The sequence below is a fragment of the Arthrobacter sp. CMU6 genome (assembly GCF_059090205.1).
This window is the reverse complement of the sequence record NZ_JBNHFL010000019.1, coordinates 37,348-58,999: the sequence shown is the minus strand read 5'-3', so window position 1 is coordinate 58,999 and position 21,652 is coordinate 37,348. Positions and strand designations below refer to the sequence as shown.

General features: G+C 63.9%; 26 protein-coding genes and 3 pseudogenes. 25 read left to right on the top strand and 4 right to left on the bottom strand.

Features of this window, described 5'->3' with window-relative positions; all coding sequences use genetic code 11:
• Positions 1-61 precede the first annotated feature (61 nt).
• The 3 genes from AC5RWD_RS14500 to AC5RWD_RS14490 form a co-directional block, all read right to left on the bottom strand.
• Positions 62-829 (bottom strand): EAL domain-containing protein, encoded by a 768-nt coding sequence (locus AC5RWD_RS14500; RefSeq protein WP_494020670.1) that lies wholly within the window; start codon positions 827-829, stop codon positions 62-64.
• Positions 816-2,039, bottom strand: coding sequence for a GGDEF domain-containing protein (locus AC5RWD_RS14495; protein ID WP_494020669.1), 1,224 nt, complete (start codon positions 2,037-2,039; stop codon positions 816-818). The genes AC5RWD_RS14500 and AC5RWD_RS14495 overlap by 14 nt, the downstream gene beginning before the upstream one ends.
• Positions 2,040-2,399: 360 nt before the next feature.
• Positions 2,400-2,615, bottom strand: a complete 216-nt coding sequence (locus AC5RWD_RS14490; RefSeq protein WP_494020668.1) for a hypothetical protein — start codon at positions 2,613-2,615, stop codon at positions 2,400-2,402.
• A gap of 631 nt (positions 2,616-3,246) precedes the next feature.
• Between AC5RWD_RS14490 and AC5RWD_RS14485 the strand changes: the two genes are divergently transcribed.
• The 5 genes and pseudogenes from AC5RWD_RS14485 to AC5RWD_RS14465 all read left to right on the top strand — a co-directional run bounded on the left by AC5RWD_RS14485 (position 3,247) and on the right by AC5RWD_RS14465 (position 6,283).
• Positions 3,247-3,540: a hypothetical protein gene (locus AC5RWD_RS14485; RefSeq protein ID WP_494020667.1), complete on the top strand. Its 294-nt coding sequence runs from the start codon at positions 3,247-3,249 to the stop codon at positions 3,538-3,540.
• Positions 3,541-4,201: 661 nt separating this feature from the next.
• Positions 4,202-4,456 carry a hypothetical protein gene (locus AC5RWD_RS14480; protein ID WP_494020666.1) on the top strand — a complete coding sequence of 85 codons (255 nt, stop codon included), beginning with the start codon at positions 4,202-4,204 and terminating at the stop codon, positions 4,454-4,456.
• Between the two features lie 61 nt (positions 4,457-4,517).
• Complete coding sequence (locus AC5RWD_RS14475; protein ID WP_494020665.1) at positions 4,518-4,715, top strand: helix-turn-helix domain-containing protein; 198 nt, start codon at positions 4,518-4,520, stop codon at positions 4,713-4,715.
• A gap of 308 nt (positions 4,716-5,023) precedes the next feature.
• A pseudogene (locus AC5RWD_RS14470) lies at positions 5,024-5,199 on the top strand (CsbD family protein).
• Positions 5,200-5,389: 190 nt separating this feature from the next.
• Positions 5,390-6,283: a DNA/RNA non-specific endonuclease gene (locus AC5RWD_RS14465; protein ID WP_494020664.1), complete on the top strand. Its 894-nt coding sequence runs from the start codon at positions 5,390-5,392 to the stop codon at positions 6,281-6,283.
• 123 nt (positions 6,284-6,406) lie between these two features.
• On the opposite strand, the gene AC5RWD_RS14460 is transcribed toward AC5RWD_RS14465, so the two are convergent.
• Entirely contained in the window at positions 6,407-6,907 is a 501-nt protein-coding gene (locus tag AC5RWD_RS14460) for a hypothetical protein (protein ID WP_494020663.1), read from the bottom strand.
• Between the two features lie 401 nt (positions 6,908-7,308).
• Between AC5RWD_RS14460 and AC5RWD_RS14455 the strand changes: the two genes are divergently transcribed.
• The 20 genes and pseudogenes from AC5RWD_RS14455 (at position 7,309) to AC5RWD_RS14360 (ending at position 21,646) form a co-directional block, all read left to right on the top strand.
• Positions 7,309-8,058, top strand: coding sequence for a helicase associated domain-containing protein (locus tag AC5RWD_RS14455; protein ID WP_494020662.1), 750 nt, complete (start codon positions 7,309-7,311; stop codon positions 8,056-8,058).
• A 178-nt stretch (positions 8,059-8,236) separates the two neighbouring features.
• Positions 8,237-9,070: a DUF2382 domain-containing protein gene (locus tag AC5RWD_RS14450; protein ID WP_494020661.1), complete on the top strand. Its 834-nt coding sequence runs from the start codon at positions 8,237-8,239 to the stop codon at positions 9,068-9,070.
• A 494-nt stretch (positions 9,071-9,564) separates the two neighbouring features.
• Complete coding sequence (locus tag AC5RWD_RS14445; protein ID WP_494020660.1) at positions 9,565-9,768, top strand: cold-shock protein; 204 nt, start codon at positions 9,565-9,567, stop codon at positions 9,766-9,768.
• A 1,522-nt stretch (positions 9,769-11,290) separates the two neighbouring features.
• Positions 11,291-11,620: a hypothetical protein gene (locus AC5RWD_RS14440; protein WP_494020659.1), complete on the top strand. Its 330-nt coding sequence runs from the start codon at positions 11,291-11,293 to the stop codon at positions 11,618-11,620.
• Between the two features lie 327 nt (positions 11,621-11,947).
• Positions 11,948-12,132: pseudogene (locus AC5RWD_RS14435) on the top strand (cold-shock protein).
• Positions 12,133-12,489: 357 nt separating this feature from the next.
• Complete coding sequence (locus AC5RWD_RS14430) at positions 12,490-12,705, top strand: hypothetical protein (protein WP_494020658.1); 216 nt, start codon at positions 12,490-12,492, stop codon at positions 12,703-12,705.
• Between the two features lie 222 nt (positions 12,706-12,927).
• A complete protein-coding gene (locus tag AC5RWD_RS14425) occupies positions 12,928-13,308 on the top strand; it encodes an Lrp/AsnC family transcriptional regulator (protein ID WP_494020657.1) in 381 nt (126 codons plus the stop codon).
• A complete protein-coding gene (locus AC5RWD_RS14420) occupies positions 13,309-13,554 on the top strand; it encodes a hypothetical protein (protein ID WP_494020656.1) in 246 nt (81 codons plus the stop codon).
• A 484-nt stretch (positions 13,555-14,038) separates the two neighbouring features.
• Complete coding sequence (locus tag AC5RWD_RS14415; RefSeq protein ID WP_494020655.1) at positions 14,039-14,644, top strand: helix-turn-helix domain-containing protein; 606 nt, start codon at positions 14,039-14,041, stop codon at positions 14,642-14,644.
• Positions 14,637-14,891 carry a hypothetical protein gene (locus tag AC5RWD_RS14410; protein WP_494020654.1) on the top strand — a complete coding sequence of 85 codons (255 nt, stop codon included), beginning with the start codon at positions 14,637-14,639 and terminating at the stop codon, positions 14,889-14,891. Before AC5RWD_RS14415 ends, AC5RWD_RS14410 begins: the two co-directional genes overlap by 8 nt.
• Positions 14,888-15,013: a hypothetical protein gene (locus AC5RWD_RS14405; RefSeq protein ID WP_494020653.1), complete on the top strand. Its 126-nt coding sequence runs from the start codon at positions 14,888-14,890 to the stop codon at positions 15,011-15,013. The genes AC5RWD_RS14410 and AC5RWD_RS14405 overlap by 4 nt, the downstream gene beginning before the upstream one ends.
• Position 15,014: 1 nt before the next feature.
• A complete protein-coding gene (locus tag AC5RWD_RS14400) occupies positions 15,015-15,917 on the top strand; it encodes an EamA family transporter (RefSeq protein ID WP_494020652.1) in 903 nt (300 codons plus the stop codon).
• Between the two features lie 96 nt (positions 15,918-16,013).
• Positions 16,014-16,883 (top strand): alanyl-tRNA editing protein, encoded by an 870-nt coding sequence (locus tag AC5RWD_RS14395; RefSeq protein WP_494020651.1) that lies wholly within the window; start codon positions 16,014-16,016, stop codon positions 16,881-16,883.
• 258 nt (positions 16,884-17,141) lie between these two features.
• Positions 17,142-17,381: an SDR family NAD(P)-dependent oxidoreductase gene (locus AC5RWD_RS14390; protein ID WP_494020650.1), complete on the top strand. Its 240-nt coding sequence runs from the start codon at positions 17,142-17,144 to the stop codon at positions 17,379-17,381.
• Positions 17,378-17,641 (top strand): SDR family oxidoreductase, encoded by a 264-nt coding sequence (locus AC5RWD_RS14385; protein ID WP_494020649.1) that lies wholly within the window; start codon positions 17,378-17,380, stop codon positions 17,639-17,641. The genes AC5RWD_RS14390 and AC5RWD_RS14385 overlap by 4 nt, the downstream gene beginning before the upstream one ends.
• 200 nt (positions 17,642-17,841) lie before the next feature.
• Positions 17,842-19,017, top strand: a complete 1,176-nt coding sequence (locus AC5RWD_RS14380) for a serine hydrolase domain-containing protein (RefSeq protein ID WP_494020648.1) — start codon at positions 17,842-17,844, stop codon at positions 19,015-19,017.
• Between the two features lie 143 nt (positions 19,018-19,160).
• Positions 19,161-19,592, top strand: a pseudogene (locus tag AC5RWD_RS14375) (nucleoside deaminase); the annotation flags it as partial.
• Between the two features lie 117 nt (positions 19,593-19,709).
• A complete protein-coding gene (locus AC5RWD_RS14370) occupies positions 19,710-20,192 on the top strand; it encodes an RNA polymerase sigma factor (protein ID WP_494020647.1) in 483 nt (160 codons plus the stop codon).
• Complete coding sequence (locus AC5RWD_RS14365; protein ID WP_494020646.1) at positions 20,189-21,271, top strand: CU044_5270 family protein; 1,083 nt, start codon at positions 20,189-20,191, stop codon at positions 21,269-21,271. The genes AC5RWD_RS14370 and AC5RWD_RS14365 overlap by 4 nt, the downstream gene beginning before the upstream one ends.
• Before the next feature lie 132 nt (positions 21,272-21,403).
• Positions 21,404-21,646, top strand: coding sequence for a hypothetical protein (locus AC5RWD_RS14360; RefSeq protein WP_353712879.1), 243 nt, complete (start codon positions 21,404-21,406; stop codon positions 21,644-21,646).
• Positions 21,647-21,652: the final 6 nt, after the last annotated feature.

Genomic DNA, 21,652 nt, shown 5'->3' with positions numbered 1-21,652 from the left:
AGTCCCAATTGCCGGGCGCTCCGTCCAGTCGCGTCCCCGGTTCCTGGGCGGCACCCTCTGATCACGCTTCGGTGGTTGTGATGCTGTCCTGGGCGTTCCCGTAGAGTTCGTTCAGGTTGTCACGGACCGGTGCCGTGTGTGTCGTGTGCTGGTCGAGGATGGCCGAGTGCGTGTTGAGTCCGACTGGCCGTTCCTTTGGATGCCCCAGGAGGTAGCCCTGGCCGGCGATGACGGGTTGCTGCGCGGCAGGTGCTGGGCTGTGCTGTAAGAGCAGGGTGAGCATGCCGGGGTCTTCGATGCCCTCCGCGACGATCCAGCCTCCGGCCTGCTGGACGAAAGTGATGGCGGCGGACACTGTGGCCGCCGAGGAGGGGTCCGTGTCGAGACTCGCGATAACTTCTCCGTCAATTTTTACGATGTTGAAACGGACGAGCCTGAGGGCGTGCAGTCCTGCGTTGCTCCTGCCCATGTCGTCCAGGGCCAGTCGGATGCCCCTGTCCTGGGCCCGCCGGAGAGTGCGGATCGGATCTGCATGGTTTAGTCCCGCCTGCTCGGTGACTTCCAGGACGATGTCTTCCGGTTCCAGCCCTGCGACTGCCAGCTCGGCAACCAGGTTATCCAGGTCCAAACGCGGCAGCGCGTCCGGGTGCACGTTCAGGAACAACAGCCCTTCCCAATCCTGGCTGCACACTGCCGCGAGCACCGCTGACCGTGCCCGCGTATCCAGGGCGGCAGCAATCCCGAGGCGCTCTGCCAGTTCGAATGCCTCCTGAGGCCCGCTGATCCTGGAGCCTGCCGGCAGACGCAGCAGGGCCTCATGAGCCAGCACGACTCCTCGGTGCAGGTCCCAGATCGGCTGGAACGCTACATTGAGCGGGTTCGCTGCCGGCCACCAGGGCAGTCAGCTCATCGATTTTCTCGGCGCTGACGGTGTGGCCCTCGGCCATGGACTTGAAGGAAACGCTTCGGTGCCGCCCCAGACGTTTCGCTTCGTAGAGGGCTGCATCGGCACGTTCCCAGAGCTCGGTCAGTACCAGCGGCTGACGCGTGCCGCTGGCGGCGATGCCCGCGCTGAACGAAACTCCCGGGAAGGAAGCGGCAAGGGCAACACGAACGCGGTTGAGCGTTGCCGCTGCCTGGTCTTCGTCGCTGCCGGGAAGGATGACGGCGAATTCATCACCACCGAGGCGGAAGGGCGTATCGGAGGCACCCAGCACCTCGAAGGAATCTGCGAGGGCCTGCAGGACGCGGTCACCGTGACTGTGCCCCAGCCGGTCGTTGAGCTGTTTGAAGCCGTCCAGATCCAGCAGGGCAAGCGTCACCACGCCGTACTTCTTATCGCCCAGCGTCGCCTCCAGGGAGGGCTTGAATGGGCGCCGGCCCGAGAGCCCGGTCAGCGGATCAGCGTCTGCCTGCTGCTGTGCGCGCAATTGGTGGCGCTGCAGGGACCGTCCCCCGAACAGATAGGACAAGGGTGTGGCCACAATGATTGCGGTCAGCAATCCAAGGAGTTTGTTCTGCCCCATGTCCTGGACCAGTTTGTCGATGATGTCTGGGTGCTGGTCAATTTCAAGCACGAGTGTTCCCTCCCGCCCCGCCAGCGGCACTAAGAATTCGTAACCCCTTCGGCCGGTGCCCTCATGATTGGATTCGGTAGTGACGGTTGTCTCTCCTGTGGAGAGCACCTCGGCAAAGCGTGTCCGGTCAGCGCTGTCGAGCTCACCGCGGCCGGTCTGACGCTCGCTGCGGGCGACCAGCCTCCCTGCCGAGTCAAATAACCCCACGTACACAGTTCCTTGGCTGTGTCGCAGATGTCGGATCTCCTCCGCGATTCCTTCCTCGCGCCGTACGGGGTCGGTGCGGGTGAGGGCTACCTCGAGCCCTTCGGCCAGCGCTTCGTAGTTCCGCCGGGAACCTTCCACGCCCCGGTCAATGATCTGCTGCTGGGCCAACCCGTACTCCATCACCCCTGCCACCAGCATGGCGGCGGACACCGCAAAGACCCACCGGACCATGAACGAGCGCCTCAAGGCGGCCAAAGCCCGTCGCCTTCTATGGCGTACCCGCCTGCGGGACGACCGCTCCTCAGGCCCGCGTTCTGACCACACGTGATGCCCATGATGCTCCATAAACGGCCCCCGTCGTAAGGAATAACGGACACCCTACATGCCAATCCTCAAGCAAACCGGCTGCGCGCCGGGCGCGCGGGAACTCCGTCAGCCTTGCAGGGCTGATGGACGTAGAGCCGCACGGATCCCGGTCCACCGGCACTCTTCTTCCGGAGCCGCGGTCGGAGTAGAGCCGCGGTGATGCCTCGGCCACGACTTCCGCCAACCGCTGCTGGTACTGCCCATAACTACCGGGGGACCAAGACGTTGGACGGGAAGTCCCGGCCCTGCTCAGGGGGCGTGGCGGGCTTTGTCCAGGATGAAATCACGGTCCTCCTGTGACAGCAGCGTCCCGCCGTGCAGGTCGCGGTCTGCTGGTTTGCCGATCTCCTTGCAAATACTGGCGGCTATCGTGCGGGGCAGGATCGCGGACCCTGGGTTCTCGGTGAGCCATTGCTGCGTGGAGGGGCTGAGCCTGTCCCAGTTCCCCCTGATGTCCATCTCCATTGATGCTTCCTTCCTGGGCCGGGCGTGCCACAGCGACCAATAACGGCGAGTGGATCCCGCCCAGCCTACGTCCACGGAGCGTGCTGGGAAAGAGACCCGCAGATGGGACCAGAACCAGACATCGGTCGCGAGTTCCGAGACCCCGCCTTCCAGCTGGTTCCGGTCAATTCCGCCTGAAGATGCCGATAAGTCATGCCCGTCGACGTCCGGCAACCTTCGCACCACCTCCAACAAAGATGACGGGGTACGGGAAGGGACGGGTCCGGCAGACAGGGTGCCGGTTGAGCAGTGTGGAGGGTCTGATGTGGGGCACTGGAGTTGTGGGGGCCTTGGTTTCATAGGGTTCGTCAGGTATTCCCTAGGGGACCGCGAAAGGATCGGACAACTGGCCGAAACGGTGACTCCTCGACCAGTCCGCCGGGCCCGGCAAATGCACCCCCCCTGTAGACGCCTGGCCCGGCGGGAACCACGCCCCCCTTGCAGAAGTGCCGGTTACGCGCAGTCCGCTGGCCGGAAAAGGCGCATAGACCTCTGTCAGGCGGCTGACGGGGATGGTGAAAGTACCTACCGTCATTGCCCTAATTACTGTCAGCCGGTGCGGTCGCGGGGATAATGAGGCCAAGCAGATGGAATGCTGGCCGCCCGGCCCTGGCCGGGCAGGGCTTCGGCGGAGGGACGCGACGTGGGGCCGACCAAGGCAGACATCTCGGCGGACTACAGCCGCGTCCGCTCTGACCTCAACGCCTGGCTGGGGAACGCAGCCCCCGCCCACCCTCGCCGCAGGAGCAACGGCACAAAATGGACCAATGAGGAACTCCTCTTCCATATGGTTTTCGGCTACATGGTCGTCCGCGCCCTACTTCCCCTGGTCCACTTCATCAGCCGGCTCCCCAAACCCGTCGGCAAGGCTTCGCCGCACTCCTGAACGCCGGCGCACGCCCCTTCGACGTCATCAATTACTGGGGTTCCCGCGGTGCCGCACTCTTCTATAACAAGCGGCGAATGGCCCGGAAACTCGACAAGACCGTCACCGCTATCGCCCAAAGACTGGAACGCGAGAGCCCCGCTTCGCTATCAAGATCGATGCCGTTCCCGGACCGGTGGGATCCATTCTTCGCACCGTCGATGACGCTCAACGACGTCTATGCCTATCCCACCAGGCATTACGACTTTCACGCCCGGCAGCTCAGTCTCGGCCGCCGACACCGGTAGCGGGCTCACTCGGCCAATCCAGTTCTACGCCAGGGACATTCCCCATGGCCGACAGAGCCACGCTCCCGGTCTTGGGGATTGCGGCACCCCTCGAGCGCGAACGTTACCGTTTCGTCAGCCCGGACCCATCAAGGTCATCGACCAGCACAAGGGTCTTCCGTGTTGCCATCCCGGAACCCTATCGCTCTTATGTGGATACGCTTTTATCAAAGAGTGACCAGTGAGGCAAGTGTTACCTATTGTTACTCCTGTGACTTGCGTTTACCCTTACTCCTATGGTGATACCCGGTGCGGGGATCAATCTTTCGCAGCGGCCCGGGCGCGCACCCTTACCGGTGCATCAACGTTGATGGCACTGTAAAGGAGAGTTTTAAATGGGGGAAATTCATGCCGGTGCCCCGGCATCCAGCATTCGAGGACGGCGGTTGTCCGCGTTCGTCCACCAAACCCTGGCCCGTGCACGCACGGCATCTGTTCCGTACAGGCTCGGCGAAGTAGTCATCGGCGATGATCCCTTCAACGGGCGCAGGGAAGGGGTGGTGGCCGTCAAGCACGGCACGTTTGTGGGGCTGCAGACCGCAGACCAGACCTTCTTCTACGACTATCGGCAACTGAGGCGGCCGGACTAGTAATCAGTCCAAACCACGCCAGCCCAGCCACCTGATCCGAAGCCGCGGGAGTCTGATTGAGATGTCGATTGCAAACGTGCCCAGCCATTACCTGACCATCGCCGAGGTGGCCACGATGCTTCGTGTGTCCAAGATGACCGTCTACCGACTGGTCCGCGCCCACGCATTGGCCTCCGTGCGCTTCGGCAACTCCTACCGCATTCCCGAAAACGCCGTCGAAGAGTACATCAGGAAGGCCGGCGCCCCCGCGGAAACCTAAAACCGCTTCGCGCCAGGATCCAGGACTCCATCACCATCCATGCCGGCACCCATAGGGACTCTTTTGATGGCCCCCTGCCAACTGGGCGCGTTCGCCATTCCGCCCCGCCGCCACGCCACCGCCAGGTTCCTGCCCTGCGCTCTCCGCGCACATATCGGCCCCGCCAGAAAGGCGACAGTTGCTGAGGTCGCTCTGAGTAGTGGATTCAATGGGCGCCCACACTGCGAGAGTCACTGGCGCCTACATAGTAAGCATGCTTATGATATTTGAGGCCGGACTGAACGGCCGTCAACCGGAGGAGGAACGCCATGGGACTGGGCGACAAGATCGAAAACGCTGCCGAGAAGGCCGGCGGCAAGGGTAAGGAAGCCGCAGGTGCAGCCACGGGTGATGACATCCTGCGGCTGAAGGCCAGACCGACCAGGCCAAGGGTGACCTGAAGCAGGCCGGGGAAAAGGTCAAGGACGCGTTCAAGAAGGACTGACCTGACGAAGGCGACAGGCGCGTCCTTTCCGGGGGGCACCCTGTCGCCTTTTCCGTGTTCACCGGACCGGGCCGGAGCGTCTGAATCACGGGCCTTGGCGGCAGGCCCGATGTCGCTGCCCTTATTGGGAACCGGGCCTGCCGGGCAGGCTGTTCGCGCCAGCGTCACCTGCGGCTGGTACGTTCAATGGATGACGCAATTGCCGCCTGAACCGCTGCCCGTGACCGCAGGAGATCTTTCAGGGCGGGACGGCTTCGACTCCGAATTCCTGGGACAGCACGTTCCCCTGCCCAAACTGGACGGGGTCGACACTGTCCTGCTGCCTTACACTCACTTCTCGGTGCTCATGCGCACCGACAGGCGTCTGGCCGCCGTAGCGGGTCTCGGCATCGACGGCGGAAAACTGATGGACCTCGACCGCTCCGGAATCCCCTGGAAGCTGGATCCAAGGCTGCCCGAGGACCAGCAGACAGGCGAACGGGTCTACGCCAACAACGACATCGACCGGGGCCACCTCGCACGGCGGGCATCGGCCGTCTGGGGTGACACCCGCGCCGAGGCCGCCCAGGCCAATAGAGACACCTTCCACTACACCAACGCGGCACCGCAGGCAGCAAGGTTCAACCAGGGCATGGCGCTCTGGCTGGGCCTGGAAACCTACCTGCTGGACAACGCCGCCGACTACCGCCGCCGGCTCGTCGTCTTCACCGGCCCCGTTTTCAGCGACAGCGACCCCGTGTACCGGGATGTCCAGATTCCCTTGCGGTTCTTTAAGGTCGCGGCCTTCATTCACGACGGCGACCTGGCAGCAACGGGGTACATTGTGGACCAGACCCCGGTGCTGCCGGACCTGTCACGGCCAGGACTTCAGGAAAACGCTCCCCCGCTGGGCCCGTTCCGGACCTTCCAGGTGCCCATCCGGGACGTCGCCGCCCTGACCGGACTGGAGCTGGCACAGCTGGCCGCGGCGGACCGCATGCCCGTCGCGGCGGCACAGCCAACAGCACGCCCGGCCGACACCTGGCGGCGCCTGCGCTCATTCGAGGACCTCGATCTGAACTTTGAGCTGAAGGAACAGCAGTGACCGGACGCTGCTAGGCCACGCAGACTCCTAGGACCCACGCCGGACCCTGCGGGCCGGTGTGGACTTCAGCCCGCGGGGAAAGCACTGAAAATGCGGACCGGTGATGGAGCCCCGGGCTGAGAATCAGTCGCGGCGGCTCCTGCCTTCTTTATCGTTATCGGTGGAGCCCGGAACGGCATCCTGGCCCTCGGGATAATCCGCTGGCCGGCCCTCCGGGACTCCGGCCTCGTGCGTCGTTCCGGCCTCTCCGTAGTCACCCTCGGCGTACCCGCCAGCCCCCCTCACCGCAGCATCAGCGCCCACCGTTCCGGCACCTCCGTAGTCACCCTCCGCGTACCCGCCAGCGCCCTTCAGTGCTGTACTGGTATCCGCCGTCCCGGCATCACCATAGTCACCCTCGGCGTACTCACCAGAACCCCTTGCCGCAGCACCGGTATCCACCGTCCCGGCATCTCCGTAGTCGCCTTCGGCGTACTCACCGGCGCCCTTCTGGCCAGTGCCAGCATCCACCCCTCCGCTATCTCCGTGGTCACCGGAAACGTTGCGGCTTCCCTTACCTTCTACCGCAGGACTCGGCGTGCCGATGTTGTCTTTGCGGGCATCGGATTCGTTGTTCTCTGACATTGGGGATCCTTCCTGGAAGCAGTGCACCTGAGCGGCGTGCGTGGGATTTTATCCGCGATCGCGGCGGAGCGACAGAGTTCCTCGGGCTGTAGAAAAAGTCCGCCAGTCGCGAAGAACAGTCCCCCACGCAGCTCAGCACAACAGCTCCAAGGGAACCCCGCCGCAGACCCGGGGATGACCGGTGAACGTTTGGGACCGACGGCGGGCTGGGTCGAGTATCAGGCATGGGGGGAACCTGTATCTCTGTCCGCCGCCGGCCTGCTGTCAGTTTACGCCTGCGCCGCCGGGGCAGGGCCCGACTGGCTGATCAGGCCGGGTCAGGCGGGGTACCGAGCCCGGGAAAGCTCTCCGGGCAAAGGGCCACCATGGCCGAGGGTCGCTATGGAAACCTCCAACCCGTCGTGAGCTGCAGTCAGTTGGGCCAGCACGAAAAAGCAGCATCACCTAAAACAACCCGGGTCACCTACCAGGGGCTGGCCCGCATGAAGGAACTGATCGCGGAAGTGCAAGACACCGGGCGGTACCCCTCCCCGTACGCCAGCGACCTATCGGAGCGGACCCTTGCGGCCTGGTTGAAGCGCCGCCGCAGCGAGGCGCACGCCGGGACCCTCGCCCCCGCCTATCGGGCAGGACTCAGTGTCCTGCCCGGCTGGGAGGGAACCCCACGGACCGTCGCCTCCCACACCAGATGGCAGAACAGGCTCCAAGCCCTGACGACCTACCGCGCCGCCGGAAAGGACTGGCCCCTGCACCAGGGAACAACCGGGGACGAACATGAGCTCGGCGTCTGGCTGCACCGCCAGCGGTTCGAGCTGCGCCGCGGCGAGCTCGACCCCACAAAAGCTGCGGCACTGGATGCCGCCGCGCCCGGGTGGCTGACCGGCAGGAAGCGCGGAACGATGGCGGGCGAAGCAAGATGGCAGGACCGGTTGGCAGCCCTGACCGCCTACCGGGCGGCCGGGCAGGACTGGCCCCGGCACAAGGCCAAACCCGGAAGCGAGGAGCATCAGCTCGGCATCTGGCTGCACGCCCAGCGAACCAGGATGCGCCGCGGCAGCCTCAGCCCCGCGAGGACCCAGGCACTAAACGCCGCGGTACCGGGATGGCGCACGGGCCGACAGCCAGGAAAGAAACCCAACACTCAATCCTGAGCGCCCTCCGAATCGGGGAACGGCCCAAGCCTTTCACTGGGCAAATCCGCGGACGAACCAGAGGAACCTTGCCAAAGGTTAGTAAGCATGCTTAGGTTATTGGTCATGGGGGCTGCAGGCACGCCCTACCCGGCGGCCTGCCTAACCAAGAAAAGTTCATCGAAGCCAAGGAGACACCATGCTCGCCAAGGAACACATCGACGACCTGCTCAACCGCGGCGGAAACATCCTCTCCACCGACGGGGAAAAGATCGGCTCCATCGGGCAGGTCTACGCCGATGACGACAGCGGCCAGCCCACCTGGGTCACGGCCAAGACCGGCCTGTTCGGCACCTCCGAGTCCTTCGTCCCTCTCGAAGGCGCGCGCATCGAGGGCGACGACCTTGTGGTTCCGTACACCAAGGACCAGGTCAAGGACGCCCCGAGGATGGATACCGACGGCCACCTCGAGCCCTCCGAGGAAGACCGGCTGTACCAGCACTACCAGCTCGCCGGCGGCGGACGGACCTACACAGACACCACCACCGGGCGCGACACCGACTACACCACCACCGCCGGCACCTCTACGGGCACCGGCCGCTACGATACCGGTGACGCACGCGGCACAGTCGGCCGGGACACCTCCGGGCCCACCACCGATGACGCCATGACCCGCTCCGAGGAACGCCTGAACGTCGGCACCGAAAGGCAAGCCACCGGCCGAGCCCGGCTCCGCAAATACGTAACCACCGAAAACGTCACCCAGACCGTGCCGGTCCAGCGCGAAGAAGTCCGCATCGAACGCGAACCGATCACCGACGCCAACCGCGGCGACGCCATGTCCGGCCCCGAACTGAGCGACGAAGAACACGAAGTCACCCTCCACGAGGAACGGCCCGTTGTTGAAAAGGAGACCGTCCCGGTGGAACGGGTACGGCTCGATAAGGACACCGTCACCGATGAGGTCACCGTCGACGAACAGGTCCGCAAGGAACGCATCGAGACCGACGGCACCGACGACACTCGCCGCTAATCACATGCCCGGCAGGCACCAGGCCAGGGCTGGGGCGCCAGGCCCCAGCCCTGGCCTGGATCCGGGACCCGGCTTAGGTTAATTGGCGGCGCCCCCTTGCCTGAGTAAGGCCCGAGCGCACCTCCCCGGTCAGGCCGCTTTGCCTGATAAAAAGCTCACCGAGTTTGGCTGCTTCCTCCCGGGAGAGCCACGCCGGGAATGGCCGCTGTTCATCCGCTCTCTCAAGGGTCACGGTCACTGCTCCAGGACACCATCCCGTTCTTCGCCTTGCCCCGGCGTAAAATTGAAACCCCCCGGCGGCGGACGGCCGCTGGTGCCCCGCCCGTGCCAGCCGCCACCCAGTTCCGTCGTCGGTCCCAAAAATCCCGCCGCTGTCTGCCCTTGTGCCGGAGGAGAGCTGGCTCTACGTTGGAGACCAGCGGAGGAGGACTTCCGCCCCCGCCGGTACGTCAATGCCTGCGGTGAGAGGATGACTTCCCCAGGGGGCAGCGGGTATGGCAACAGGCACAGTGAAATGGTTCAACGCGGAAAAAGGCTTTGGCTTCATCGCCAACGACGACGGGTCAGCAGATGTCTTTGCCCATTACTCGGCAATCACTTCCAGCGGATACCGCTCCCTGGAGGAGAACCAAAAGGTCCAGTTCGACGTAGTCCAGGGCCAGAAGGGCCCCCAGGCGGAAAACATCAGTCCGCTGTAACCTCCCCCGCCGGTGATCGGACGCCGACGTTTCCGATATCACCAGCGCGCCCAACACACGGTCGTGACGACGTCCAGTGACGATTCAAGAAAGTGCCCACTGCCCCGATTCCTCCGTGCAGCTCCCGGCGTGCGCCTGACCGGTATGCCAGGCGCACGCTTCCCGAGAGGGGGTTCCTTCTTGGGTCGGCGGACTCCTTCACCAATCCAATTCGGTGTCTCGAAAACCCCAGGGTTATGAGCCGGTCCGTGCCACATTGTGCACACCTCCACCGCTCGAAGAAGCCCCGTGGCCGACCCGGAGGGTCAACTTCATGGCCTCAGAAGAAGGGGTACAACGGGAAATTGGCCAGGGACTCCATGCCTCTCCCCGGAGCAGGGGAGGCTTCCGTAGGTTCGGCCGCGGCCGCCATCGAAGGTGCAGCGCGCTTAGAGCTGCTCGATTGCCCAGCAGATGCGCCTATCCCTGCCTCCGAGAGGCTGTCGGTGTCCGTTCCTGACTGAAGTGGCATTGCTGGTCCCCCCGCACCTTTAGTCTTCAGGAAATTCCTTAAAGCGCATGCTTAGGCAGTCTTGCGGCAATGCCTCAAGAGCCGCCCAGACTTTCCGCAAGATTCGATCAAGAGACATCCGGGCGGACGTCTTGGAGGCGTGGGCCAGGAAACAGCTCATGGGCGGTACTGCGGATTCCGCGGCACCCCTCAAAGCCCGCGAGGTCAGGCCCGATGCGGGGCTACTGCCGGGCCGCCACAGCGGCCGTGGTCCGGAAGTCCTAGGTCCGTGGTGCCGGTGCAGGACCAAAAAAGCGGGGCCCCGGCCCTGCTGTGGTGGCGTGGCGGGCTTTGTCCAGTATGAAGTCGCGGTCCTCCTGCGACAACAGAGTTCCGCCGTGCAGATCGCGATCTGCTGGTTTGCCGATCTCCTTGCAGATGATGGCGGCTATCGTGCGGGGCAGGATCGCGGATCCGGGGTTGTCACTGAGCTATTGCTGCATTGAGCGGCTGAGCCTGTCCCAGTTCCCCCTGATGTCCATCTCCATTGATGTCGCCTTCCTGGGCTGGGCGTGCCGCACGCCCAATACAGCCGAGTGGATCGCACCCAGCCTACGTCCAGCGAAGGGTTCGGGAAAGAGCACCAGAACGAAGCCGGGATTTCCCGAAGCCGTCTTGTACCCAATGTCCGCCGGCCTCGGCGGCACAAGGTTTCCGCCAGGCCCAGCTGGCGGGGGGAGCATAGCCAGGCCCGGCGGACTGGCCCGAAGGGCGCCTCGTTGGCCAGCTACCCAGATGCTGTCACTGGCGCCTTGGGGAAACCCGGCGAACCCTATAAAACCGATGCCGCTCTCTCAGAAACATGTCCCTCAGAGAGCCCCCACCAGAAAAGAGGGTGTGGGCCCGACTGTCGATAGGGAATTCATCACGAAGCCATGGCAGAGTGCGGCCAGTCAGGACAGGCCGAAGTTGGTGGTTCTCGTGGACATCGACGCAGCCGATACTCCTGTGCAGGTCGAAGGAGACGGATTGATGCCTCGTTCCGAACCCCTGCCCACGGCTGACGAAAAGCAGCAGCACGCCGCTTCGCCCCGAGCGGCAGCCCAGATCCCGCCGGCCTCGCCAGGCCGGGACGGAACGGGCGGGCTTCTGCAGTTCCAGCTCATGCAGCTGATCGGCGGGATCCTCGCCGAGCAGGACCTGGATCCTGACATACGCCTGGCCCTGCTTCGACACCTGTCCCAGAACCCCGGGCATCCCGAACATGCCCTGCTGGCACACCTCCGCGACGTCCAGGCCCCGAAGGAGCTGCCACCATTCAAGGCCTGCCGGAAGCCCACGATGCAACCCTCCGGTTCATAGTCCGCCCTCCCCTACGGCGCTGTCGGCGCCTTCCTGAGTTGCTTTGTCCGGGCTGCTTTGTCGAGAAGACCAGCGGACGGCTGATCCGGGAAACCAGCCCGTTCCTGGCCGTGTGCCCCGGCGTAAAATTGAAACCGGCCGGCGACGGACGGCCGCGTTGGTGTCCCCCCATGCCAGCCGGCTCCCAGCTCCGTCGTCGGTCCCGGTGCTGCCGCGGCCTTGTGCCGGTGGAGGGTCGGCTCTACGTTGGAGACCAGCGGATAAGGATGTCCGCCCCGCTGGTACGCCGCTGCCTGCGGTTAGACGAAGAGTTCCTTGGGGGCACGCATGGCAACAGGCACGGCAAGTGGCTTAACGCGGAAAAGGGCTTCGGTTTTATCGCCCCTGACGACGGGACCGGAGAGATCTTCGCCCATTACTCCGCGATCGCCGGCCGCGGTTACCAAAAAGTACAGTTCGACGTGGCGCACGGACCCAAGGGCCCCCAGGCCGAAAACATCCGTCCGCTCTAACGCTGACTGGCTGGATGGCGAGATTCCCGGACAGGTGACGCCCGGTGAGGACTCAATAAAGCGGCCGTTCCTCCTGGCTGGAAAAGGTTCAGGTCCTCGGGCCCGAGGCGCTAATACCTGACCTCGGCGTCGAAGTCATTCCCGAAGCGGCCAGTCAGTATTGCCGCGGCGTCCCTGACAGCGTCCGGGATATCTTCGAAGCTTCGGGCATGGGCTCGAAGTTCCGGGAACTCGACGACGTGTAGGTCAAGCAAAGGCGAACGCCCTTTAAAGCTGAGAGAGGCGGCAGTCCTTTCCGCAGTACTCGGAACCACAGTACAGACATTGGTTGGAGCCGATCCCAGACTTGTGCTTCCTTTGAACAAGCTCACCCATGTACATGAGAGCATCCGTGCCCATCAAAAAAAGGTAACTGCTCTCGAACAGGAGCTCGCCGAAACGAAGGCCGCGCTTGAGCGCGTTCAGGATGAGGGTCGGGCCTTGGAGGAGGCGTTCCGCGCCGGAGCTGAGGCAAGTGGAAACCGGGACGAGCTAGCCCTGCTGGCCGAACTTCGACGCCCCGACCAGTCATGAACATTCGGCACGCAGCAGGACGGGCATCCGGAAACGACGTAACGGTTACGAGGCACCATAAAGGACCGTCGAGCCGCTCCCGGCATCCTTCAACTATCACGCCGAACGGGCGGGGACCGGATCAACAAGGACTAGAAAACTCATACCCAGCATGGGGACTGGTTCCGGAGGCTGGACTCCTCTATTCCTTACCTCCGACCCCTGCCACAATAATCGTCAGGAGTGCCTGACACGAGGGGGTCGAAGGTCATGGGCTGGGTATCAACAGATAACGAGCACGAGGGCTGGGCAGCGTACGTCGCCCCTGACGGGCGGCTGCCCGTAACATCATCAGGCGAAGGAATGCTTTTTAGCGGCCTGACCGGCCGCTACGAGCCTGACAAGATGCGCCCCGACTACGAGGTGGTCCCGGACAACGAGATCGTCGGGTGGCGGGGACGCCTTGCCAAGACCGTCCCCGCTGCGAAGGCGACCGGGGCGTCCTGGGCAGACATAGGCCGTGCAGTAGGCATCAGCCGCCAGTCCGCCCACGAACGCTGGGCCGACAAGGCTGCGCCGGTTCATGCAGAGGAACCCCAGCGACGATCGCCCAACGGGCACTGAATGCACGACTCCTCCACTCTGGTCTTCAATCTCGTTTATGCCGGCACCCTGGGCATTGGACTCCTGATGTTCCTCGGTCACCTCGCGGCCTTTATCGTTCTGCTCGCCAGCGCCGCTACAGCCAAACTCCTGATGAACGCCCTTCAGGCACTCATCCGCCGCTTACGGACCCCGGGACCACGCCGGCAACTCAGCGGTCGCCATTTCTCGCCGATGTCGCCTGCCGCTACTACCTTCGACGACTAAACCTGGCCGGTCACTGCAGACGGCTTCAGCCATCGGTGCAACGACTACGGATACTGACAATTACGCCCAATCCGTGACAGGGCAGTCGAGGCGGCTGTTCACTTGTTGAGACGTATCGTTTCCTAGCGTTTCAGGACAGCTGACGCGCAGCGGTGTGGCATAAAGCGATCGCAGAACGCCGCCATTTATCGGCGAACTCCACACCAACTCGGTGTCTCGAATTCTTCCCGCCTCGAGACACTAGGGTTACGAGACACCGACAGCGCCAGATAGAGCTGTGAAATCTGAACTAAAAGCGCACCGTTGAGGTTCTCACGCGGATGTTCCGCAGCGTTGGAACCGGAACACCCTCAGCGGGCCACTCCCCCAGCACAAGGCTTCTCCACAAGGCAACCATCACCTTTTTCAGTTCAGGCTCGGTTCTTTTGGCGCACGTCTGGGCTAGAAAGCGAGAAGTGCACTCATAGTGCACTATGATGCACTCATGGATAAGAGTACATCTGCCCTGGCGGTAGCCATTGGCGGCCGGGTGCGGCGGGAACGGCAGTCACGGGGGTGGACGCTTGATCAGTTGGCGGAGGCCACGGGTGTGAGCCGGCGCATGCTGGTCAACGTCGAGCAGGGTGCCACGAATCCCAGCGTGGGGACGCTCCTGAGAATCAGTGACGCTCTTGGGATTGGACTGCCCGCGCTGGTTGAACTCCCCCGCCCGAAGCCAGTGACGGTCACCCGCCGCGGTGAGGGTGCAGCGCTGTGGAGTTCGGATTCCGGTGGCCGCGGCGTGCTGGTGGCCGGGACAGAGACGCCCGATGTGGTTGAACTCTGGGACTGGACGATGGCCCCCGGGGATACCCATGGGAGCGAAGCGCATTCACCGGGAACCAAGGAGCTGCTGCAGGTCCAGGAAGGATCCATCTCCGTTGTGGTTGCCGGTGAGACGTTCATCCTCGAGGCCGGAGACGCTGTGTCCTTTCCCGGCGACGTTGAGCACTCGTACGGCGCCGTGGGCACGGAACCCGCCCGGTTCTCCCTGGCGGTCTTTGAACCGGGCGTGGGATCAGGACACCGGCCGGAGGCGACCGATGCGTGATCTGAAAACGCTTCAGAAGTTTCTGTACGGCGCCGGGGTCGATGCGGCGGTATTCGCGCTGCGGCCGGGCTACCGCGCCGTCCTGCTGGCCGTCGACGGGCTTGTCCGGCGCGAGGCTTACAAATCGTTCGGCGCCAAGCCCCAGCGCACCCGCACAGCCTGGAAGCCCTGCGCCAGGGCCGGAGAACCCAACTCCGCGACGACACCACAACGGCACTGTTCATCCTCGACACCCTCCAGCCCATGACCGATGAGGCACTCGACAGTGCCGCCGACGACCTGGCCGACCGGCTGGCGGGGCTTGGTCCTGACGTCAGGATCGCCCGCCGTCGGATAGCCGCGGCCCCTACAGCCCATGAAGGAAATTGATATGCGCCTGCGAAACGCTTTAAACGTCCCGGTCCCGCCGTGGGGTCTGGCCGTGACGGCGATCCTGTCAGTTCAGTTGGGGTCTGCCCTGTCGGTGGATCTGATTGAGGCCGTAGGCCCGGCCGGAACAGCCTGGCTCCGGCTCAGCATGGGAGCCATCATCCTGATGTTGATTGCCCGCCCGCCGCTGCGCTCCGTCCGCCGTGGCGACGTGCTGCCGCTGCTCGGTCTGGGCATCACCACTGGGCTCGTGACGATCGGGTTCCTCGCCGCGATCGAGCACATTCCGCTCGGCACCGCCGTCGCGATTGAGTTCCTGGGACCCCTGACGGTCGCCGCGGTACGCAGCCACACCAGGAAGGCGCTCATCTGGCCGGCTGTGGCACTGCTCGGCGTCGTACTTCTGACCCAACCGTGGCAGGGCGACTTCAACCTGACCGGCGTCACCTTCGCGGCGCTGGCAGCGATCGGATGGGCCGCCTACATCGTGCTCACCCAGCGGATCGGGGACCGTTTCACCGGAATCGGGGCGCTCTCAATGACTGTGCCGATCGCTGCGGCCACGGCGGCCGTCGTCGGCATTCCGCAGTCCGCCGGCCACCTCACGTTCGGGATCCTGGCCGCAGCGGCCGGGCTCGCTATCCTGTTGCCCGTACTGCCGTTCGCGCTGGAAATGCTGGCCCTGCGCAGGATGACGCCCACAGCGTTCGGCACCCTGATGGCCCTCGAGCCAGCCCTCGGGGTCCTCCTCGGACTGCTCATCCTGCACCAGCAGCCGTCGGCCATCCAGGTCCTGGGCATCCTGCTCGTCGTCCTCGCCGGCGCCGCGGCGCAGCGGGGCGGACGACGGCGCCCGGCACACCAGGAGAACCCCAGCCCTGCGGACCTCGACTTCGTCGCCTAACGGGCCCGCAGCTGAAGGTGACTCACGTGAGCCATCACAGATTCCCGACACTCCACCCTCCTGCCTTCCCCCAACTCGAGCGAACGGACTAAAAGCATGCAACTACCCACAACTGACACCGCTGTCACCTACCCGGACGGCGCGACCACCTCGACCGGGACCGTGCTCCACGTTGAGCCTCTCCCCGATGGACGATCTGCGGTCCTCCTCGACACCACGGCATTCCATCCGGTCGACACGGCATGGCCTGACCAGCCCGCCGACCGAGGCACAATCACCACTACGGCAGGCGCACAACCGGTCGTCGACGGCGTCACCGGCGGCATCCGCGACGGCGAACTCCACCTCGGCGCGAACTTGCCCGTGCGAACAGGAACCGAAGGATGGACCTTCGTGGTCGCCCACATCATCGAAGGCCCACTACCCGCCGTCGGCGAGTCCGTGCAGATCGACGTCGACCAGGACTACCGCGCAGCCCTCTCCGCGGCACACACCGCCTGCCACCTCGCCGCGCTTGCCCTCAACGCCGCACTGTCAACAGCATGGAGCAAGGCTGCACCCCCAGACACACTGGGAAACCCCGCCTTCGACGCGCTGGCCATCCAGCGTTCGCGCATCGACGCCCACCGATCCACGGACACCTACCGCATCGGAAAATCTCTCCGCCGCAAGGGATTCTCTCCCACCTCACTCGAAGACCCCTCCGCCGTCGCTGAACGCGTCAACGCCCAACTCGCGCAGTGGATCAAGGCCGGCGGCACCGTGCGGATCGAACGGGACGATCCTGCTCTTTGTGCACGGCGAACCTGGGTCTGTGAACTCCCTGACGGACGGACCAATATCCCCTGCGGCGGCACCCACATCCACGACCTGGCCGAGCTCTCCGACATCACCACATCGCTCACCACGGCCGAAATCGACGGCGGACTCGAACTCACCATGCAAACGGTTTCCACCACGACCTGATAAATCCCCTGGAAACAACATTCTGGGGCTCTGGCAGTACGCCTAAGGAAACTTCCGATATGAATCAACAGGACAAGCAGCGACGCAGGGCGGTACGACGCATCTTCGTTTTTCACCGCCCTGGCGGACCTGGGATTCGGGGTGTCTCTTTCCTGTGTCAGCGATGGTCGAAAAGTGAGCCATTTCGTGGTTGGTTAATGGCCCCCTTGGCTTGCCGGAGGACGGCACTATTCGTGACATTGACAGGAGGCAGATGTTTTGCCCAGCTACCGAGCCTTGGCGGTGCTGGAAGCGAGGATTTACTTGGCGGCGGCGGTTATCGGGCCCAAGGACTCACAGAACACGACCATGTCCCATGCAGGATGGGGCCGGATCATCTTCGTGGGAAGCGAATCAGGTGTGAACATACCCGCTGACATGACGCACTACGGTATGACCAAAGCAGGGATGCTTGCTTTAAGTAACGGCCTCGCCAAGCTCACCGCGGAACCGGCGTGACGGTTAACACGATCCTCGGCGGCCCGACCTACTCGGACGGCGTGGCCACTACCGTCCAAAACATCGCCGAAGCGCAGCGACTCTCGACCGAAGATTTGAAGGCGATGATCATTGGCCAGAACCAGACGTCTCTCCTCCAGCGTTTCATCGAGCCGGACGAAATCGCGAGCCTCGCCGTTTATCTCTCCAGCCCGCTTTCCTCCGCGACGAACGGGGCTGCCGTGCGCGCGGACGGTGGAGTGCTGACCACAATGTTTTGACCGGCGCAGGGGCACTGCGCGCCAAATAGCGGCGCGAAAACGCCGCCGATTGCCCGGTGCGGTTCACGGCATCCTCCCCGTCGGGAGAGCCCGCCTTACCATTTAGGTGCTGGGGCGACGGCGCCGTCGCAGGTCTGGCCGGACGTGGTGTCGCAGGCGGCCAGGAACCTGTCATCTCGTCCCCGAGCGGATGGCCCGCAATGAGCACCAAGAATCACATCTGGAGGCGGGCGGCCTTCGCCGTCGTTCTCGCTGTCTCTGGCTGTTCCTACACCACAGACGACATCACACCGTCACCAACCGCACCGGATCCCATGGCTCCCTTGCAGAAGCAGATCCAGCTGTTCATGGACCAAGGCGCGGTGGCCGCCGTCGTGCAGATCCGGTGGCCGGAAGGCGAGTGGTCCAAGGCCTACGGCGTCCGCGACCTCGAGTCCATGACCCCGGCCCAGCCGACGGACCGGGTGGGGATCGCAAGCGTCACCAAAACGATGACAGCCGTGGCGGTGCTGAAGCTCGTGGACGACCACCTCATCGGCCTCGACGATCCCGTCAATGACGTCATTCCCGGGTTCACGTCCGCACTCAAGCCTCCGGGTCCCATCACAGTGAGGCAGCTGCTCAGCCACACCTCCGGGATGCCCGACGTCAACGAGGCCCTGCCACGCGATGTTGACTTCCGTCCCGCTCTCTCCCGGACGCTCACGATGGAGCGCGGCTTGCAGTTAGCCGGGACCCTCCCCTGGACCGCGTCCAGCGTAGGGTCCTTCGCATACTCGAACACGAACTACCTCGCTCTGGGCCTCCTCATCCAGACACTGCGGCACAAGCCCTTCGTCCAGGTCATGCGCGAGCAGGTCTTTGACCCCCTCGGTTTGAAGAACACCAGCCTGGACCGCACCGACCCGCGCGAGGCCGGGCTTTTGCACGGCTACGTGACCCTCCGTGGTGAGAGAGTCGACACCACAGACAACATCTTCTTTGTCGGCAATCCGGCTGCAGGGGCGGTGTCGACAGTGGTGGACCTGAATCTCTTCATGGCTGGCCTCCTCCAGGGACGGGCGCTCTCTGCGGCGTCACTGCGGGAGATGAAGACAAGCCCCGGCTTCGCCCCTTACGGGCTGGGAATGTGGGAGCACGCGGACGGTTGCTCGATCGAGTCGCGGCACGAGGGCCGGGGCTCCTTCTGGGACTACCAGACGGTCACGGTCAGCAGCGGCGACGGTCGCTACCAGGCCGCGATGGCAGTCACCATGCCACCGCTGCCCACCGAGTTGGAGGACGAGTCCAGCCAGAACAAACGTGATCTCCTGAACAGCCAGATCGAGTCCTCCCTCAACGAGACCTTGGACCGGCTCTGCGAACCGGCCAACTGAGAAAGGGCCTGCCGTTACCGGCTGCAATGGTCCAATTTTCGCTGGGCCGACTGCGAGGCTCCAAGAGACCATTTAGCCGCATGCAACAATGACCGCATGAACCGCGAACAGCGCAAACCGCTCCACGGGAACCACTAGCGGGCCTCGACCCCGCCTTCGAAGCTGCCTACGAAGCGGCGAGAAAGAGTCTCAGCGAAGGCGGCATCCCCATCGGAGCAGCGCTTGCCCGTGAGGGCGTGGTCATCGCCAGCGGACACAACGAACGGGTCCAACGCGGCGATCCGATCGCGCACGGCGAAATGTCCGCACTTCGCGCAGCCGGTCGCCAGAAGACCTACCGGGACACCACGCTTTATACCACTCTCGCTCCGTGTGCCATGTGCACCGGGAGCATCATCCAGTTCAAGATCCCCCGTGTGGTGGTGGGTGAAGCCCGTACGTTCGACGGCGAGTTCGAGCTTCTCCGGTCACGTGGCGTTGAAGTGGTGGTCCTGGACGATCAGCGCTGTGTGGACATCATGCGCATGTTCCAGGAGGAGAACCCGGACCTGTGGGCAGAGGACATCGCAGAGTAGGGACTTAGGCACGTGCACGACGCCGGAAGCTGATTTTGGTTCCCCCGTTACACTTTCGGAGTTGCCGGACATTAACCGGGTATGAGCTTGCAAGCAGTCCGGAAGGATCGTGCGGATTTGGACCGGGAAAAGCGGTTTTTGGCGGCGCACGCTGCCGGTCATGACCGTATCTACCGCTATTTCCGGCGTCGAACAGATAATGCCGCGACCGCGGAAGACCTCTGCTCCGAAGTGTTCCGGATCGCTTGGGAAAAATCAGCCGACAACAGCCTGTCGATCATGGTTCTCTTCGGCGTCGCTAAAAATGTCCTCAGGAACCACGACCGTTCGCTGCTCAGATCCGCCAACCTCATCGGCGCTCTCCGGTCCGAGCGATACGACTCGTACAGCCCGCGTGATTCCCCCGTCCAGGAGGCCCTGGAACGGCTAAATCCTGACGAGCGCGAAGTCCTGCTCCTGACTTATTGGGACGGCCTGAGCTCCAAGGAAATATCGGACCTTCTCGACACCAGCGCCACGGCGATCCGGATGCGCCTGCACCGGGCACGAAAGGCGCTGAGCCACCTCCTTCAGACACAGACACAGGGTGAAGAACTATGAACAGGAAAACCACCGCCGAGCAGGTACTCACCCAGATGGATCCCGCAAAGCAGATCACCGACGCCGAATTGACCCAAAGCAGGAAACGTTCCCTCGCAGCGATGCACTCCGTCCCCGTTGCCGTACCGGGAGTTGGCGTACAGGGAACTGACGGCGCTGGTTTGGGCAAGATCGGCCACCTCTCCCCGGCGAAACCAGAGCTCACCGCGCGCCGTCCCCGCCGCGCCCGCATCTGGCTGACTTCAGCCGCTGCTGCCACCGTCATGGCGGCATTGATCGGAGGAGACGTCCTCGGCCTGGCCGGGTGGCGGGGCGGGGCCACGGCCCAGGCGGCAGAGCTTCTCAACAACGCTGCGCAGACCACAATCAACACCACCGACCCCGTTGTGAACGCTGGTCAGTATCTCAAGGTCCGAAGCACCAATGTCTGGAGTACGGCCTACGGGCAGGCAGACGGCTCCTCCCTTGAATGGCTAGACACGGAAAAGTCCGAAATGTATATCCCGGCTGATCGGAACGATGAATGGGTGTGGCAACGATCCGGACGCATACCCACGACCTTCTTCAGTGCCGAATCCAAGAAATTCGTCCGCGAAGAAAACATTCAGCCACAGCCGGAACTTCTGCGCGCCCCCAACGGAGCCTTTTACGGTGGTCCCGGGTTTGCCCCGGACATGACCGGGTTTCCCCGCGATCCTTACCGGCTACTGAACAGCATCTACAAGCAAACCCTTGGCAAAGGACAGTCCGTCGACGGCGAAGCCTTGGTGTTCATCGCAGACCTCCTCAGAACGGGCGTCGTCCCGGCTGACCTCCGAGGCGCCCTTTACAAGGCAGCGGCCATGATTCCGGGCGTTTCAATCACGGAAGGGCAAGCAAACCTGGATGGGCGCACCGGGGTAGCGATCGGCCGCACCGAAGAGGCAGGAATGATGCGTCAGGAGATCATCATCGACCCCAAGACGGGGCAGCTGATCGGCGAGCGATCAATTCTTACTGAGCCCCTCGGTTCGATACCCGCCGGCACGGCTGTGACCTGGACCGCCATAGAAACGTCGGTATCCGACACAGCCCCCTGATCACGCGGGACGCTGCACCGGCGAACCCTCGCCGCCCGCTTCCGGCTCCCCGCGGGCCAGCCACCGCAGATGTATGGTTGTGCTGACGAACAGTTGCCGCACGTCCAACATGAGGAAGCCGCGGGTGCAAGCGTGAACGAGTACGAGGCCTCACTGGTCATCAAGTCCGGAGCGGAACTGCTGTCTTCAGCTTCCTCGGACCCCCGCTCGGAGGAAGGCTACAAGGCGGTCAGAGCCAACATCTCGGAGGCACTCAACCGCATAGCGGAGGCGCTTGCCAACTTCGAGGCCGGTTCGGGAGCCCCCAGCCGTTCAGCCGGCTGGGTCCAGGACCTTCACCGCGTAGCGGACGACCTGGTGGATCGACAAGGCTGAGGGGCC